Source organism: Phycisphaeraceae bacterium, from assembly GCA_020851465.1.
Taxonomy (GTDB): Bacteria; Planctomycetota; Phycisphaerae; order Phycisphaerales; family Phycisphaeraceae; genus JADZCR01.
Window position 1 is genome coordinate 109775 of the sequence record JADZCR010000002.1, and the last position, 14254, is coordinate 124028.

The 14254-nt window shown below is 57.4% G+C and carries 16 protein-coding genes; 9 read left to right on the top strand and 7 right to left on the bottom strand.

Going from position 1 to position 14254, the window contains the following annotated elements:
- Window positions 1-95: 95 nt before the first annotated feature.
- Window positions 96-1223, bottom strand: coding sequence for an exo-alpha-sialidase (locus IT444_02585; protein MCC7191644.1), 1128 nt, complete (start codon window positions 1221-1223; stop codon window positions 96-98).
- A 122-nt stretch (window positions 1224-1345) separates the two neighbouring features.
- Here IT444_02585 and carA point away from each other — a divergent pair, with 122 nt between their 5' ends.
- The 7 genes from carA (at window position 1346) to IT444_02620 (ending at window position 9331) form a co-directional block, all read left to right on the top strand.
- On the top strand, window positions 1346-2581 hold the full coding sequence (gene carA, locus IT444_02590; GenBank protein ID MCC7191645.1) for a glutamine-hydrolyzing carbamoyl-phosphate synthase small subunit: 1236 nt from the start codon (window positions 1346-1348) through the stop codon (window positions 2579-2581).
- 230 nt (window positions 2582-2811) lie between these two features.
- Window positions 2812-3783 carry a hypothetical protein gene (locus tag IT444_02595; GenBank protein MCC7191646.1) on the top strand — a complete coding sequence of 324 codons (972 nt, stop codon included), beginning with the start codon at window positions 2812-2814 and terminating at the stop codon, window positions 3781-3783.
- Window positions 3784-3842: 59 nt separating this feature from the next.
- A complete protein-coding gene (locus IT444_02600) occupies window positions 3843-4961 on the top strand; it encodes a sigma-54-dependent Fis family transcriptional regulator (GenBank protein MCC7191647.1) in 1119 nt (372 codons plus the stop codon).
- 219 nt (window positions 4962-5180) lie between these two features.
- Window positions 5181-7025, top strand: coding sequence for a carbamoyltransferase (locus IT444_02605; GenBank protein MCC7191648.1), 1845 nt, complete (start codon window positions 5181-5183; stop codon window positions 7023-7025).
- Between the two features lie 123 nt (window positions 7026-7148).
- Window positions 7149-7715: a hypothetical protein gene (locus IT444_02610; protein MCC7191649.1), complete on the top strand. Its 567-nt coding sequence runs from the start codon at window positions 7149-7151 to the stop codon at window positions 7713-7715.
- An 11-nt stretch (window positions 7716-7726) separates the two neighbouring features.
- A complete protein-coding gene (locus IT444_02615; protein ID MCC7191650.1) occupies window positions 7727-7936 on the top strand; it encodes a hypothetical protein in 210 nt (69 codons plus the stop codon).
- Between the two features lie 24 nt (window positions 7937-7960).
- Window positions 7961-9331, top strand: coding sequence for a hypothetical protein (locus IT444_02620; protein ID MCC7191651.1), 1371 nt, complete (start codon window positions 7961-7963; stop codon window positions 9329-9331).
- Here IT444_02620 and IT444_02625 read toward each other — a convergent pair.
- The 3 genes from IT444_02625 to IT444_02635 are packed head-to-tail and all read right to left on the bottom strand — an operon-like array spanning window position 9307 to window position 10832.
- Window positions 9307-9570 (bottom strand): hypothetical protein, encoded by a 264-nt coding sequence (locus IT444_02625; protein ID MCC7191652.1) that lies wholly within the window; start codon window positions 9568-9570, stop codon window positions 9307-9309. The genes IT444_02620 and IT444_02625 overlap by 25 nt on opposite strands.
- Window positions 9571-9595: 25 nt before the next feature.
- Complete coding sequence (locus IT444_02630; protein ID MCC7191653.1) at window positions 9596-10444, bottom strand: hypothetical protein; 849 nt, start codon at window positions 10442-10444, stop codon at window positions 9596-9598.
- A gap of 10 nt (window positions 10445-10454) precedes the next feature.
- The gene (locus IT444_02635) at window positions 10455-10832 is read right to left on the bottom strand and encodes a RidA family protein (protein MCC7191654.1); all 378 of its coding nucleotides are present in this window, start codon (window positions 10830-10832) and stop codon (window positions 10455-10457) included.
- 221 nt (window positions 10833-11053) lie between these two features.
- Here IT444_02635 and IT444_02640 point away from each other — a divergent pair, with 221 nt between their 5' ends.
- Window positions 11054-11989 carry a PEP-CTERM sorting domain-containing protein gene (locus IT444_02640; protein MCC7191655.1) on the top strand — a complete coding sequence of 312 codons (936 nt, stop codon included), beginning with the start codon at window positions 11054-11056 and terminating at the stop codon, window positions 11987-11989.
- A 61-nt stretch (window positions 11990-12050) separates the two neighbouring features.
- On the opposite strand, the gene IT444_02645 is transcribed toward IT444_02640, so the two are convergent.
- A complete protein-coding gene (locus tag IT444_02645) occupies window positions 12051-12383 on the bottom strand; it encodes an MGMT family protein (protein MCC7191656.1) in 333 nt (110 codons plus the stop codon).
- 124 nt (window positions 12384-12507) lie between these two features.
- On the bottom strand, window positions 12508-12792 hold the full coding sequence (locus tag IT444_02650) for a YhbY family RNA-binding protein (GenBank protein ID MCC7191657.1): 285 nt from the start codon (window positions 12790-12792) through the stop codon (window positions 12508-12510).
- 45 nt (window positions 12793-12837) lie between these two features.
- Here IT444_02650 and IT444_02655 point away from each other — a divergent pair, with 45 nt between their 5' ends.
- Complete coding sequence (locus IT444_02655; protein MCC7191658.1) at window positions 12838-13197, top strand: YkgJ family cysteine cluster protein; 360 nt, start codon at window positions 12838-12840, stop codon at window positions 13195-13197.
- Between the two features lie 35 nt (window positions 13198-13232).
- On the opposite strand, the gene IT444_02660 is transcribed toward IT444_02655, so the two are convergent.
- Window positions 13233-14045 (bottom strand): PEP-CTERM sorting domain-containing protein, encoded by an 813-nt coding sequence (locus tag IT444_02660; protein ID MCC7191659.1) that lies wholly within the window; start codon window positions 14043-14045, stop codon window positions 13233-13235.
- Window positions 14046-14254: the final 209 nt, after the last annotated feature.

The window sequence follows — 14254 nt, forward strand, 5'->3', positions numbered from 1 at the left end:
GCAATCGCCGCTCCTGCTGTAAAACCGCAGGGGCAGCGTGACTCTGTAAAACGGAATCTGCTCTCAGGATGCAGCGCGGGTGATTACCCGCAGCGTCAGATCTGTATCCGCGCCCAGCGTACGTCTGTCTGATCGGCTCTGGGGCCGGAGTAGAAAACCGTCAGCACGCTGCCATCGGAGAGGAGCGTTGCGTCCGGCAGCCCCAGCGAGAATTCACCCATCTCATTCCACGCATCGGACATGGTGCCTTTTTTCCAGGTCTGTGGTTTGAGTGATGGTTGGTGGACGATCAGTTCGGTTGATTCGGGGAATGATTTTCCGCCGTCGCTGCTGATGCGTGCTTTGATCGCGGGTGTCGCGGAGCGGTCCACATAAACCAGAAGGAGACGGCCATCGAGGAGTGATACCGGCCTCGCAGGTTGTCCCGCCAGTCCGGTGTCCCAGAGCGGTCCCCATGTTCTGCCTGAGTCTTTTGAGGCTCGCGCGTGCATGTTGAGATACGCGGCTATCTGTCGATCAAACGTCCAATAGAAAACCTGCAACGTGCCGTCCCGGAGCATCGCCATGCGTTGATCCCAGCAGAAGACGCGCTTGGAGGGATCGGAGTGAGTGTCCACGCATTCTGTCCACGTCTTGCCTTGATCGCTTGAAAACGTGATGGAGGCGTGATGCTGCCAGGGCGTCGTGTCGTTGTATGGTTTGTTGACTTCAAATTGTGCCCCCCACCGGCCATCGGGCAACACGACCGTTGCGCCGGTGATCGCATCGGGCACTTTGTCATACGGACCAAACGTCACGGGGCGCGGCGTGCTCCAGGTCTGTCCGCCGTCCTCAGACACCAGCGTGGACATGCGCATGTCCACGAGGCCTTCGGTGATTTCGTTGTACATGGCCTGAAATGGTTCGGAGTAATCCTCCCATCCGAGCGTCAGCAGCACGCGATTACCCGACAGCGGAGTGGGAAATGCGGCACGCCATTGACCGGGCCTGCCGCCGATCGCCGGTACGGTCGGAGCCGGGTCGATCATCGGACTCCATGTCTTTCCCTGATCGTCGGAGTAACGGAGACGAACGCGACCGGTGCGTGACATCTTGGCGGGTGCCAAGCGGTACCCGCAGATCCAGCGGCCCGTTTCCAGTGCTGCGATGCCGGGAAAACAGCAGCTCAAAGCATCAGTTAACCGGGTGCTCGCGCAGACGACGCCTTCGGAAATGATGTTCATTGCTGCAGGATAAGAACCGCAATCCGAATCAACAAATGTACCCCGCTCCGCAGGGCTGCGGACGTGCGAAGTTTTTGATTCGCGGCAAGCGAGGCGATTTCATCCGCGTATAATCCCCGCCGATGAGCGAAAATCGAAAACAGCAATTACTCCCGACCGTTCCTGCAAAACTGGCGCTGGAAGACGGCAGCGTCTTCAGCGGGCAGGCATTCGGTAATCTCACCCCGCGCAGCATCGATGGCGAAGTCTGCTTCAACACCTCGCTGAGCGGCTATCAGGAAATCCTCACCGATCCTTCGTACTACGGCCAGATCGTGACGATGACGTACCCGCTGATCGGTAACTACGGCGTCAGCGAAGACGACATGGAATCCCGCCGTATCTGGGTGTCAGGCTTCGTGGTGCGTGAGTTGTCGAACATCGCCAGCAACTATCGCTCGACGCGATCGCTCTCTGACTGGCTCGCCAGTCAGAACGCGACGGGTATTACAGGCATCGACACGCGGGCATTGACACGATTGCTGCGTATTCGCGGTGCGCTGAACGGAATCCTCTCGACAGAGCAGCGCAGCGATGAGGAGCTGGTTGCGATGGCGCGTCGCGTGCCGGGACTGGTGGGGAGGAACATCGTTTCCGCCGTCAGCCGCAGCGATGCCCAGCGGTGGGATGAACATCTGGGTGACTGGGCCCCGATTCAGGGCCGGATCGATCCTCCGACGAAACGATTCAAGGTGGTCGCCCTCGACTGCGGTGCGAAGCTCAACATTCTGCGCAACCTCGTGCAATCGGGTTGCGATGTGACGGTGCTGCCGTACGACGCCACGCCCGCACAAATTCTGGAGCACAAGCCCAGCGGACTATTCGTCTCCAATGGTCCGGGTGATCCGGCTGCGGTGACGCCGACCATCGACACCCTCCGCCAGATGCGCGGTAAGTTGCCGATCTTCGGAATCTGTCTTGGCCATCAGTTGCTGAGCCTGGCGATGGGAGCAACGACCTTCAAATTAAAATTCGGTCATCGCGGCGGTAACCAGCCGGTGCAAAACCAACAGACCGGCAAAGTAGAAATCACCAGCCAGAACCACGGTTTCGCGGTCGATACTGAGTCCCTGGCGAAAGTGGGCGGCGAGCCGACACACATCAATCTCAACGATCGAACTCTGGAAGGCTTCCGGCATAAGACGGACCCGATTTTCGCGGTGCAATATCACCCGGAAGCGGCACCGGGGCCGCATGATGCACGGTACCTGTTTGACTGCTTCATTAACATGATGACCACTGGCCGCAGTCCAACCGGCGAACAGATGGCCGACGCCCAGAACCAGAGAAATAGGTTGACTGCCGCGGAATCAACCTGATTAGTGATGATGAGGTGTCCAAAGGATGTGGGAGACTCTGGTAATTTGGATAAAATAAGAAAAATAGGATATTGATGAGGGAAAAGATACCCTTGATACCTCAAAAAAATCGTATTCAAACAAATTTTATTCCTTGCATCAGGCAAAAGTCTGATGTACGATCCAATCGCACGTTCTCGGGAGAGAACCCGCGTTACATGAGGGAGCGCGGGCTTAGAGGGAGACAAAGGATGCCCATAGTTAGCCGAATTTCGCTCAAAAAGCTGTGCTATGGCTTGGCTGTTCTGAGTGCGGCAGTGATGCCTGCGCAGGCAGTTACCCATGTGATGACCAGCGGTCTGGCGTCGGCGACGTTTGACGATCAGTCCGGGCAGATCACCAGTTGGACGCTCAACGGCGTCGAACACGTCGGTCAAGGCGGATCGCTCGGCGGACTCTCCTATTTCTACCGCATCGGTTCATCCGGCCCCGAAAAAGCCATCGGTAACAATGGCGAGCTGGTCTTCCAAAACGTGGAGCAGGTACTGCCTCACGTCATCAACGCACACTACACCGCGGCTGGAAAGTTTAAAGTCACGCTTATGTACCGCATCCTCGGTGCGGGTACCACGTTTTCCAAGCTGGATATGAACCTCCAGCTGGATACCCTCTCAACCACCGATCAGGACTTCCACCTCTTCGCCTATAACGATCACGGCTTGGATAACCCCCTGGCTTCACCCGGAGACCTCGACGATCAGGTCACCATCTCACCCAGTGCTCCGACAGTCAACAACATCGGCATACAAGTCGATTTTGCAGATGGAGTTAACGTCCGAGACACCATTCTGGGTAACAATGGCTTTGGCCCCGCGTTCCTCGGTCCGCAGGGATATCAGGCTGGAACCGCTGCTTCGATTTACGGTATGCTGACCGACGGCGACGCCGATAATCTCAACGGTACGCTGTCGGCCTTCAGCGGCGATCTGGCTTACGCCTTCCAATACGACTTCCTGCTTCGCAATATCAACGCCCCGCCTGACGTGACTTCTGAAAAGCTATTCACCATTCAGGACTTCAAAATCCTGAATCGACCTGGTATAATTGTTCCTATTCCCGAACCTTTGACTTCATTTTTGGGAATTCTTGGTGTAGGATCATTAGGGCTATACACCCTGCGGCGGTCTTATCGTGGCGACGGTGAGGCACAGCCGGCTCGGTGATTGGAGAAGAAAGCCAGTTTCGGGGCCGGGACCCTATTCCCGGGGAGAGTGAGACCTCAGTGGAAACAAAACCTACGATCGAAAACAGTTCATCGGCACCAGCCGACGCGCTGTCTCGCGGGCAGGAGGATGTATTCGCCCGAGAGGACGCACGCGAGTCGGCACAATCCGAATCATCAGCGGCATCTCCTGTAGCCGTGCGTGGTGACGGTGCTGCCCAGCCGATGATGGTGTTCCGCAGCGAGTGCATGCACCGCCTCTACGGTGCCATTGAAGCCGTAGGCCGTCGTGAAGTCACCGCAATGATCCACGGCGAATCGGGTACCGGTAAAGAACTCGTCGCACGCCAGCTTCACCTGCTGTCCAGCCGCAGCTCACGTCCTTTCGTTCCCGTTGACTGCACCACACTTCACGACTCGATGATGGAGTCGCAGTTGTTCGGTCACGTCAAGGGATCGTTTACGGGCGCGCAGCAGTCCACCATCGGCTTCTTCCGTTCTGCTGAGGGCGGCACCCTTTTCCTCGATGAAATCGGCGAGCTTCCGCTTGATGTTCAGGCCAAGCTCCTCCGCGTGATTCAGGAGCGGGCAGTCACCCCTCTGGGTGCAGTCAAGTCGATCCCGATCGACGTTCGTCTCGTCGCAGCTACTCACCGTGATCTGGAAGCGATGGTTCGCCGCGGAACCTTCCGCGAAGACCTCTTTTTCCGGCTCAACGTGATCCAGCTTCGTGTTCCGCCGCTGCGTGACCGCGTGGATGACATCGTTCCGCTGGCGGATCACTTCCTTGGCCGTCTGGCCAAGCTCTACGATGAGCCTGCCAAGAGTCTCGCACCTGATGCGATGGCAGCTCTCCAGTGCTTCGACTGGCCCGGTAACGTCCGCGAGCTTGCGAACGCGGTTGAGCACGCCTCGGTCTTCTGCACGACCGATCTCATCCGCGCCAACGACCTGCCTGAAAAGATCCGCACTGCCAGCGTTAATGCAACGCCGACTCTCGACCAGCGGGTCGTCCCGCTCGAAGTTGCTGAGCGTAACCACATCGCCCACGCACTCCGCGTGGCTGATGGTAATCAGGCCAAGGCAGCTCGTTTGCTCGGCATCCAGCGTCAGCGGCTGTATCGCAAGATCGAGCTTTACGGCCTTGACACGCTCACTCGTACCGGTGGCGTCGAATAATCAGCCGTCGAAAATCCCGATTCTTACCCATTATTGAATCGCCATCATCCGCCCGCCGCTATTCCGGCGGGCGGTTGTTTTTCCTGGAACTTCAGCGGAAGGTGCCTCTCTGCTTCGTGACCTGGCAGGCCGTCTGTAATGCGGCTGCCCGGATAAAACAGAAAAATATCGCAGAAAATCTGCGCCGCAGAACAGGTCGCGCGTTAAATTTCGACTCTGATGACGGCTATTCTGGGTATCTCCGCGTTTTACCACGACTCCGCAGCGGCACTGGTGGTTGATGGCTCGATCGTCGCCGCAGCTCAGGAGGAGCGATTCACCCGTCGCAAGCACGACTTCGAATTTCCCATCCATGCGATCGACTACTGCCTCTCCGAGGCCGGTCTGAAGCCTGAGCAGCTTGATTACGTCGGCTTCTACGACAAGCCCTTCCTGAAGTTTGAGCGACTGCTCGAAACTTATGTCGCCTATGCGCCTGCGGGATTCCGCTCCTTCGTCCAGGCGATGCCGTTGTGGCTCAAGCAGAAGCTCTACTTGCCGCGTGAGATCCGCAAGGGCTTGCGCGGGGCATACAGGAAACGCTGCGTCTTTACCGAGCATCACGAATCACATGCCGCCAGCGCATTTTTTCCGTCTCCCTACGAAGAGGCGGCGATCCTCACGCTCGATGGCGTCGGCGAATGGACGACCACCAGTTTCGGCATCGGACGCGGCAACAAAATCCAGCTCACGCATCAGATCAGGTTCCCGCACTCGCTGGGGCTTCTCTACTCCGCGTTTACTTACTTCACCGGATTTCGTGTCAACAGCGGCGAATACAAACTCATGGGGCTGGCTCCCTACGGCAAGCCGATCTATGCCGATCTCATCCGGGAGAAACTGATCGACATCAAAACTGACGGCTCATTCCGCATGGACATGTCGTACTTCAATTACTGCCAGGGGCTTACCATGACAAGCCCAAAGTTCGACAAGCTCTTCGGCGGGCCGCGTCGCAAGCCGGAGTCTCCGGTGACTCAGCGAGAAATGGACATCGCAGCGTCGATCCAGGCGGTTACCGAAGAAGCGATGGTCAGGATCGCCCGTCACGTCAAGCATGTCACCGGAATGAAACACCTCTGTCTGGCTGGCGGCGTGGCTCTCAACTGCGTCGGAAACGGCAAGATTCTGCGCGATGGAGCCTTCGACGATATCTGGATCCAGCCCGCAGCAGGTGATGCGGGCGGAGCACTGGGAGTCGCGCTGTTCATCTGGCATCAGCTTCTCGACAATCCGCGCACCCGAAAGGCGGGTGAGAGCGATCATCAGGCCGGCTCACTGCTGGGGCCGCGTTTCGGCGATGAGCTAATCCGTGAATTTCTCAACTCCGCCGGCGCGAAGTACCGCCGCTTCGACGACGACGAGTCGCTCTGCGATTTCGTGGCTGATCTGGCGGCCGGTGAAAAAGTCATCGGTTGGGTGCAGGGACGAATGGAGTTCGGCCCGCGGGCGCTGGGGTCGCGATCGATCATCGGCGATGCCCGCAGTGAAAAAATGCAGTCGGTGATGAATGTCAAAATCAAATTCCGCGAATCGTTCCGTCCATTTGCGCCGGTGGTGCTGCACGACCGCACGCATGAATACTTCGACATGCGGCAAGGCCAGGAAAGCCCCTACATGCTGCTGGTCGCTCCAGTGAGACAGGAGCGGCGTCTGAAACTCAACGGCGGATCCGAACACCTCCAGGGCATCGACAAGCTGAAAATCAAACGCTCGGATATCCCGGCTGTCACGCACGTCGATTACTCCGCCCGCGTGCAAACAATCGACCCGGTGCGGCACGGACGATTTCACATGTTGCTGAAAAAGTTTGAGTCGCGCACAGGATGCCCGGTCATGATCAACACCAGCTTCAACGTGCGCGGTGAACCGATCGTCTGCTCGCATGAACATGCTTACCGCTGTTTTCTGGCGACAAACATGGATGTGCTCGTGCTCGAACGCAACGTGCTCATCAAGGAAGAACAACCGAATCTCAAGCCGATCGACGTGGCGAAATATCTGGCGGAGTTCCAACTGGACTGAAATCTTTCCGTTCTATTCAGCAGCTTCGGATCGCCCATGAACCTGAACGCATAACAAAAGGAAATCCTGACTTCTTCCCGTGAGTGTTCATATCGAAATGGTTGCTGTCCGCGTGAGAACTCTATGGCTGTCATCGAAATCAAACTCAACCCGACAAAACGCGACCTGCGAATTTTCGCGTTGATGTTCGTCGCATTTTTCGGCCTGCTGGGGCTGATCGCGCTGGGCAAGCGCGAAGCCTTGCTGATTATGGCTGCGGTGACCGGCGCAGCCTTTTTGATCAGCATCGCATTCAATCGCGACCAGCCACGAACCATGCAACTCCTGGGCGTGCTGATTCCGCTGACTCTGCTGACCATCGGCGGAATCGAAGGGCTGGGTGTCGATCAATGGACCGTAGCTGGCGTCGCCTGGGGTGTCGGGGTCGTTGGCGCGATCCTGACGCTCGTTTCACCCGTCATCGGCAAAACGCTCTACACCGGCTGGATGTATGCCGCACTACCGCTCGGCTGGACGATGTCGCATCTGATTCTCGGCATCGTGTTCTACCTCGTGGTCACGCCGATCGGCCTGGTGATGAGAGTGTTCGGACACGATCCGATGCAATGCCGCATCGACCGCGAAGCGGCGACGTACTGGACCACACACGAGACGACGGCAGATTCCTCCCGTTACTTCCGCCAATACTGAAAAGGGTCATCATGTCTGAACCAAACGACACTCAAAAGCGAAACGACTTCGAGCAGCAGGCTCAGCAGGAATCCCCCGGCATCATCCGTGAGTTGACCGATTTTCTGGTCAACAGCACAAGCTGGTGGCTCATCCCGATCGTCGTTGTGCTGCTCCTGGTGGGTGTGCTGGTCGTGCTTGGCGGCAGCGGACTGGCCCCGTTTATCTACACGCTGTTTTGAGTTGCGATCATCCGGTGACACGAAATGCCCGCGACCACACTCGCCTATCAACGATTTCGATATGTCACGACATTCGTCGCGATACTGGCGCAGTGGCCGCTGGCAGCAACTTTGTTTTCGACGGGTGAAGGCTCGTTAACACGAACTGATTACCTCGGCCTGTGTGCGACGGTGGCCGGCTTGGCGCTGTGGCTTGTCGCTTTGCGCGGCCGAGCGGTATCCCTGCTGATCATCCTCGGATCGTTCGCGCTGGCTGCGGGGGCGTATCTATGCATGCGCGGTACGTCCCTCAACGCATGGCTGGGGTTTTGTGTGCTGCTGGGACTCTTGACCACGGCCAGCCTCGCGTTCATACAACCCGGCGTCGCAGCCAAAATCACGCTCGCTTTGACCATTCTTTTGATCGGCGGGATGATCGGCGAAACAGTGACCGGCCGCGGCTGGTTGCAGCACAGCCAGAGCATCTCAACGGGTAGTTTCACTGGTCAGATCGAGGGGCCGGATCGACAGGCTTTCGCGCAGCTTCTGCCTCTGTCCTCCGCACGCGCCAGGAAAACCAAGTCAGACGGATCGCTCGACTTTGATGTCCGGTACCACACGGATGCGGTCGCCAGCCGAGTCGTGCCGGGTCGTCCCGATCAGGGACCGGAGATTTTTCTGTTTGGCTGCTCGTTCACTTTTGGCGAAGGGTTGGAGGATGACCAGACCCTTGCTGCCCGATTGCAGTCACTCCGATCGAGTGATCGGATTTATAACTTCGGTATCCGTAATGCCGGCACCTCAGACGCATGGATTCATCTGAAGCGGAAACTGGAAGCGGGCGCCCGTCCTCAAAGGTGCGTCTATCTTTTCATGGATGACCACTTCCGACGCACAGGCCTGCCCGATGTGACTGTCGCAACCCAGCCGGAAAGACCGCGCTTCATCCTTCGCGACAGCCAGCCGGTTCTCATGGGTCGTGCTGGGGATACCTTCTCTTCTCCGCTCGAAGCCTTTCGCGTCAACCTTGCTCGTCGCTCGCATATCTATCGCTCACTGGCATCCCGCTGGGTTCCCGATGAGAGAGTGACTGACCTGATCGCGGGTCTGGGCGATGCGATGCATCGGGAGTGCCAGAGCCACGGCGTGAAGTTTCTGTTTGTGATCTTCGCCTCTGACGGTTCGCGTTTCGACGTGCCGATTGACAGGATCAAAACAAAACTTGAAGCCACAGGCGTATCGATTCTGGACAGCCGACCGCTGCTGAACGAACACATGACCAGGACGGGAATGACGAGCAACCAGCTATTCTTCGCCGACAGTCACCCGCGTCCGGAATATGCGCGTCTCATCGCATCATGGATCGACAAAAAGCTCAGCGATGAGACCGCTCAGCCCGTTGACGCAAAGCAATAGATCAAACCCACCACCGAGGCGATGGCGAAAGCGAGGTTCGCCACGGCCGGCTGCCAGGCGCGCTTCGATGCCGAGACGACCAACAGCGCGATCTGCCCCACGAGCTGACAACTGTAAAACACGATATTCGGATCAAGGCGTCGCATGCTCATCATCAAGTAAGAGAAGAGCATCAGTGCGGTACCCACCCAGGCGATGATTTCCCACCTGCTTCTTTTTTTAGGAGGTTGCGTTTCCATGCGGATAGCGTGACTCAGGCTGACCTCACTTGGCCAGCCGTTTGAGAGCCGCGTCGATCTCCTTTTTGATTTCCGCTGTGCTGTTGAGCGGCTCGTTGGGTTTGGGAATCGGGGTTACTTTCGAGTATCCCGGTCCTTCCCAGTCGATCGCCCCGTACCGAGCGGGTTTGCCGGATTGGGTCAGCACCTCGTAATAAGCGTCGCCGCTGTTGTAATGCCAGAACTCGTAGGGATACTCGATAAATCCGTGCTTCCGCATCAGGGCTGTGATATCCCGACGATTTTTTCGCTGGGCTGCACTGATGAAGGGAGACGTCATCGGCGTTAATTCGGACATCTCCAGATACGGCTTGCCGCGGTCGATTTCCTTCCGGGTTTTTCGATCCAGCACGCTGATATCGATCGCGCTGCCCGACATGTGCGTGCCGACCTTGGGCATCGAGGCGACGAGCGTCATGCTGCGCTTCATGAAAAATTCCGGGCTGGGTGTCTTGCCTCCCAGTTCCCAGATCACGCTGCGGAGGATCGCGTCAAACACGCCTGGAGTGCGCGCCAGGTGTTTCTGCATTTGCCGTGTGCGGTAACCATCCTCGACGCGCATGACCCATCCGCGTTTATTCATCGCGGCGGCGGCACCAATGAAACCCTCAATCTGTCCGGCTCGCAGGTAATAGAGCCGCGGCAGACCCAGCACATGCGGTTTATCAGAAAACTCAACTACCGCGCCGGCGTCCTTGGCGGCGTCCTCAAGCGATACCATCGCCTCGCCGCACTCATTGACCGGGTAAGTCCACATCCGCTGCATGAACGCATGCGCTTCATCGAGCTGTTGCGTCCAGTATTTTCGGCGAGCGTCATCGTCACGGGAAGACATTCAGAGTTCCTTATTCCTTCGCGGGAAGCTCACAGGTAAACGCCGCCTCGACGAGCATCCCCGCCTGAAGATCAACGCCGACTCCGCATCGCATCGGCGGATGCGCACCAAAATACTCGCGATACACCTCGTTGACCTCAGCAATATCGCGGACGACATGCTGAAGATACAACTTAACGGAAACAACGCTCGTCTTATCCGTACCGGCTGCGGCCAGTACTTCGTCGAGCTGCCTGAAAATCTCACGCATCTCCGCCGACGCGCCGCCGCGAACCGGCTCACTGGCTCCGTCCGGGATCGGCACGATCACCGTTTCCAGAATCCGTCCCGAATAGACCACCGCATCACATATCGGGAAAGTCCTGCTGGGATTGATGAACTCTGCCAATGGCATCTCCTCGTCGCCGATTCCAATCCTTCATCTTTACCCAAATTCACACACAAGAGGTGACCGTTAGTCGCATATCGTAACTGTGTATCAATTTAAGTCCATAATTTCAAGGAGTTTACGGATAAATAGTGTTGCCTGTGAATGAGAATCCCCGAATACTAACACCATAAGGTTTTGGCTGCGTTCAGCAAGCACTTTGACACCTTGTGGAGGAGATGATGAGAACCCGCGTATTGGCCGTGATTCTGCTCAATGCCTTCCTCGCTTCCGTGGCTCAGGCATACACGGAAACCTTTGACACTGATGTTACCAGCCTCTGGCGGGTCGGGACGCGCCAATGGGACTTTGCTGACGGCCTGGATGAAACAAACACCCTCATACGCCCTATCGTCACCAGCACACCCGGCTGGACAGGCTCGACCATCACCGCGGCTGTCCCCACCAATGGATATCCCACCTCGACGAATACTCCAACCTACCGTACCCAGTTCGTCGTGGTTGACCGCTCGCTGGATACCAACGGCGACTACCTCAACATCTTTCATACCAACTTGGGCAATGCTGACCAGATCAGCGCAACCTTTCGCCTGAGCAGCAGCATCACGGATGGCACCAACTTCATTCGTGACGACTTCTGGAAGTGGATCGTCCATCCACAGAACGATGGCTTTGCTTCACACTTCCGTTTCTGGTTCGCTGGTGATATTCACGGCAGTAATGATGACCGCCCGTACATCACGCCGGGCAGCGATCCCAGCTTCCCCGGCGAGCCTTACGATGCGTGGTTCTCCAAGGCATACCAAGGCACTTATCCGAACTTCGTTAATTCATACGCACATCAGATGCAGGACAACATCTACGTCACGCTGAGTACCGCACTCAACGACCCGTCCCTCTGGACCTCAAGTAACGGAAAGCTCGCAAACTCCGACCCCGAAATCCTCGCGGAGTTCAACGAAGCACGGCGCGATGTGCAGACGATCGGTTTTACGCTCGGCGGCGGGAACTACGCTGTCAACGGATTCGCTTTCATGAGTGCGACAGGTGGCGTGTTTGAAATCGACAGCTTTACCGTAACCCCCGAACCCGGCTCAGCACTCCTGCTGGTATTAAGCGGCATAGCTGCCTTAAGCCGCCGTCGTCATGCCGCGTGACCACGACTCGCCATCGTCACAACAGCGAGTTGCCGTCACGGCGCGCCTGCCGGCATGAGTTTCAGAGCGTCGTAAAACTCTGAGTCAGGTCCACGCGGGAGGCTTTCAACGCCACGCCCTCTTTTCGCAGCATTTCGCGTTTTTTATCGATGCCGTGAAAAAATCCCGTCAGCGCGCCGCTGCTACCGACCACTCGGTGACAGGGAACAGCCGGAGCGTATGGATTGCGGTTGAGCGCGTTACCGACTGCCCGGTAGCCGCGTGTGCCGAGTTTACGGGCGATCTCGGCGTAGGTTGTGACTTTACCGTGAGGTATGCGAGCGGTCAGTGCCCAGACTTTCTGATTGAATGTCATTCCCTGACGAATACGCCCTGCTTTGATGTCCGCTTCCATCGTGATCTCCTTTTCATCACTTCGCTACTGCAATCTCAGAGCTGGTAGCCTGCGACGGCCAAACGGAGTCATCGCATCAAGCTGCGCTTACATCCGGTCAGCAGCATCACCCGGCTTTTTGATGCTAGGCTGTTTCCTCAGGTTTTTTCTTATACACCAGCACCGTTCTGCCGACCACTGCGACGCACTGGGCGCCAATCGCGGCGCACAACTCCTCGGCGAAGGATTTGCGACTCGCCCCTTCGAGCTTCTCTGCAAAGCGGACCTTTGCCAGTTCATTCCGCGCCAACACCGCACGGATATGCGCGAGCATGGCGTCACTCAGCCCTTCCTTACCCACGCGAGCGTCATCGGCAAGTTTCTGCCCACGGGACTTCAACGCTTTTTTCTCTTTCGTCGTCAACGTCATGATGGGATGATACCGTCCATCAAGCTGACAGCGGCAGGAGACAGCGTGGAAAAACCTGACTCATTTTTTGAATGTGACGGCTGCGGTGCCTGCTGCAAGACATGGCGCATCCTCGTCTCGGCAGAGGACGCGACGCGAGAACCGAGAATCACCATCGAAGGCCGCTCACTTCGAGAGGACGCGGCCACGCCTTACTGGCGGTACCAGCTATTCCCCTTGCCCTTCCACGAGGCGTGCTGCTTTCTCGACGAGGCAAACCGCTGCACGGTTTACGACACACGACCTCGCGTCTGTCGGGAGTTCGCTGCCGGCAGTGAGCGTTGTCAGGAAGCTCGTCGCGAGCAGGGAATTGGCGCCCTTGCGCCTTCCGCCATCCCATTGACAATTAAAAAAGATTTCGCGTAACCGCGACCCGAAGTGTCGCGACATTCCCGTTCCGTTCAGCCGTGCCGCTTACGGGGGAAGATCATCACCGCGCCCAGCGCCAGGAGGCCAAGACTCGCCGGCTCGGGCACCAGCACGGTGAGGTTGTCGCTCTGGCCGCCGCTGGCACCGCCGTAGGCCTCGGCGTACATCGCGTTCCACAGGCTCGGCGCGGGGCCGGAGGTAAGAAGGCTGAGGTTAAGCGGTCCGGTGATCGCCGTCATGGCACCAGAGGTCGTCAGGTTCTGCGCCGATAGCACGCCCGACCCATTACCGCTGTTGGCAGTCAGATCCATGTCGAGCCTAACCCGTATCCAGTCTCCGACCGCAAACCCTGAGGGAAAAGTCGTGTACGAGAGGAAAAAGGTACCGCCGTTGATCATCACCATGAAGTGCGGCGTGCCCGAATAGTAATCCGCGCCGATGACGGGGCTTAACTCCTTGAGCGCGACGCCCGCCTGTACACTGCCGGAGCCGTTGACATCGTACCCTACACCAAAAGTCGCCTGGCGGTTACCGCCCGTTGGGAGGCGGAAGTCGAACTGGAGCACCGCAGCGGTCTCGCTTCCGGTAAATGTCGGGATGCTGAAGCTGCCGTTGTTGATGCGTGATCCAAAGCTTTCGAGGCCTGAACCAACGAACACTCGCGTTGACGGATTGCCCGTCCCGCTCGGGGTGCCCACAGACGCCACACCGGCGTACGACGTCCAGTTGTCCTGCGTCGCGATCGCCCCGGTGCTGAGCGATTCAAAGGTGTACACCGATGCAACGGAAGTCGATACCCACGCGCTGCTCAGCGCCGCCGCGATTCCCAAAGCCCAGCGTTTCATCGTTTTTCTCCCGCTCCGCTCGAGAGCTTGCTTGATATGGCTAAAGGCAACTTTCTAGGGACAAAATTTACCGCAAACCTCAAAAAAATCAAGACTGGTTCAATGAAAAAACCGTCTGGTCACGACCCGAAAAAAATCGCATCGAGATCGTATAACCATGGGGGAATTAAATGTTTTCGAGAAATTACGCTTTCGACTTCCAGCCGCTC

Bases quoted from the DNA above. Each gene is read 5' to 3' on its own strand.
- IT444_02585 (MCC7191644.1), bottom strand. From the start codon at position 1,223: ATGAACATCATTTCCGAAGGCGTCGTCTGCGCGAGCACCCGGTTAACT.
- carA (MCC7191645.1), top strand. From the start codon at position 1,346: ATGAGCGAAAATCGAAAACAGCAATTACTCCCGACCGTTCCTGCAAAA.
- IT444_02595 (MCC7191646.1), top strand. From the start codon at position 2,812: ATGCCCATAGTTAGCCGAATTTCGCTCAAAAAGCTGTGCTATGGCTTG.
- IT444_02605 (MCC7191648.1), top strand. From the start codon at position 5,181: ATGACGGCTATTCTGGGTATCTCCGCGTTTTACCACGACTCCGCAGCG.
- IT444_02610 (MCC7191649.1), top strand. From the start codon at position 7,149: ATGGCTGTCATCGAAATCAAACTCAACCCGACAAAACGCGACCTGCGA.
- IT444_02615 (MCC7191650.1), top strand. From the start codon at position 7,727: ATGTCTGAACCAAACGACACTCAAAAGCGAAACGACTTCGAGCAGCAG.
- IT444_02620 (MCC7191651.1), top strand. From the start codon at position 7,961: ATGCCCGCGACCACACTCGCCTATCAACGATTTCGATATGTCACGACA.
- IT444_02625 (MCC7191652.1), bottom strand. From the start codon at position 9,570: ATGGAAACGCAACCTCCTAAAAAAAGAAGCAGGTGGGAAATCATCGCC.
- IT444_02630 (MCC7191653.1), bottom strand. From the start codon at position 10,444: ATGTCTTCCCGTGACGATGACGCTCGCCGAAAATACTGGACGCAACAG.
- IT444_02640 (MCC7191655.1), top strand. From the start codon at position 11,054: ATGAGAACCCGCGTATTGGCCGTGATTCTGCTCAATGCCTTCCTCGCT.
- IT444_02645 (MCC7191656.1), bottom strand. From the start codon at position 12,383: ATGGAAGCGGACATCAAAGCAGGGCGTATTCGTCAGGGAATGACATTC.
- IT444_02650 (MCC7191657.1), bottom strand. From the start codon at position 12,792: ATGACGTTGACGACGAAAGAGAAAAAAGCGTTGAAGTCCCGTGGGCAG.
- IT444_02660 (MCC7191659.1), bottom strand. From the start codon at position 14,045: ATGAAACGCTGGGCTTTGGGAATCGCGGCGGCGCTGAGCAGCGCGTGG.